The organism is Bartonella sp. CE47NXGY, assembly GCF_042195415.1.
GTDB lineage: Bacteria > Pseudomonadota > Alphaproteobacteria > Rhizobiales > Rhizobiaceae > Bartonella.
In genome coordinates, this window is sequence record NZ_JBHIOI010000156.1 from 1 (window position 1) to 1,184 (window position 1,184).

The window sequence follows — 1,184 nt, forward strand, 5'->3', positions numbered from 1 at the left end:
ATGTCTTGTAAAAACGTTCTTTTTACATTTACGAGCGTTAGGTTTCAAAAGCAGCTTTTCATAAGATAAATAAACAATTATGGTTTTTTGTTACCATTTTTATCAAGTCAATTTTATTAATAATAGTTATTAAAAAATCACAAAATTAGAATAACCACTTGAAAATATACCCATATGGGTATATTAATAATCATGAGTAAAATAAAACGTATCATATGGCTTGGTTCTTCACTCAAAGATATAAAAAGTCTTCCTGATCTTATTCAACAAAGGATTGGTTATGCTCTTTATCTTGCTCAGATAGGAGATAGAGGAGAAAATGTTAAGGTTCTCAAGGGGTTTGGATCTGCCAATGTTCTAGAAATTATTGAACGCGATATTCAAGGAACTTATCGCGCTGTTTATACGATACAATATAAAAAATCTCTTTATGTGTTGCATTGTTTTCAGAAAAAATCGACCCGTGGCATTGCAACACCAAAACCAGACATTAATCTGATTAAAGAACGTCTCAAGTTAGCAGAACAATTAGAAGGGAATTAAAATGATCAATGTTTTTCACGGTAGTTCCAATGTTTATGCGGATCTTGGCTTTTCAGATTCCAGAGAGATGCTTATCAAAGCGCAACTTGCTCATAAGATTAGTCAAATTCTGAAAGAAAAGAACTTAACACAAAAACAGGCTAGTCAACTTTTGAAAATGACTCAACCAAAACTGTCTAAACTCTTAAGTGGAGAATTTCGAGGAATTAGTGAAATGAAAATGCTTGAGTGTTTGGCAAAATTGGGAAACGATATAAAGATTATTGTTAATCCGAAAGAAGTTAAAACGCTTGAAGGACATTTTGAAGTTGTTTTTTCTTCTTAAACTTCTTTATGATTAGCTTTTTTGGATCTATTCATGCATGGCAATCTTATATAAAAAATAGTCAAATGAATCACGTATAAAAGTGTGGATTCTTGAGTGGATTCATATAAAATAATTACAAACAAACTATTGACTTTATTGTATTTTTGTTTATAATGTCCTTCAACAAGCGTGACCGTCCGACGACCGTTTTCAACATCAATGCTCCCCTCATCGCTGTAATAATCAAGATCATTATAGTGAACACCTTCATGAGAGCTCCCATCCCTTGCCCAATCTGCACTCAGCTCTGTCCAATGAGATTTGGGAAACATCT

General features: G+C 32.7%; 2 protein-coding genes and 1 pseudogene. 2 read left to right on the forward strand and 1 reads right to left on the reverse strand.

From position 1 onward, the window contains the following. Nucleotides 1-192: 192 nt before the first annotated feature. On the forward strand, nt 193-543 hold the full coding sequence (locus ACFIL3_RS10335; RefSeq protein ID WP_041581387.1) for a type II toxin-antitoxin system RelE/ParE family toxin: 351 nt from the start codon (nt 193-195) through the stop codon (nt 541-543). A gap of 1 nt (nt 544) precedes the next feature. Beyond that, a complete protein-coding gene (locus ACFIL3_RS10340; protein ID WP_015856199.1) occupies nt 545-868 on the forward strand; it encodes a helix-turn-helix domain-containing protein in 324 nt (107 codons plus the stop codon). 157 nt (nt 869-1,025) lie between these two features. Here the strand turns inward: ACFIL3_RS10340 and ACFIL3_RS10345 are convergent. Then, nucleotides 1,026-1,184, reverse strand: a pseudogene (locus tag ACFIL3_RS10345) (phage portal protein); the annotation flags it as partial.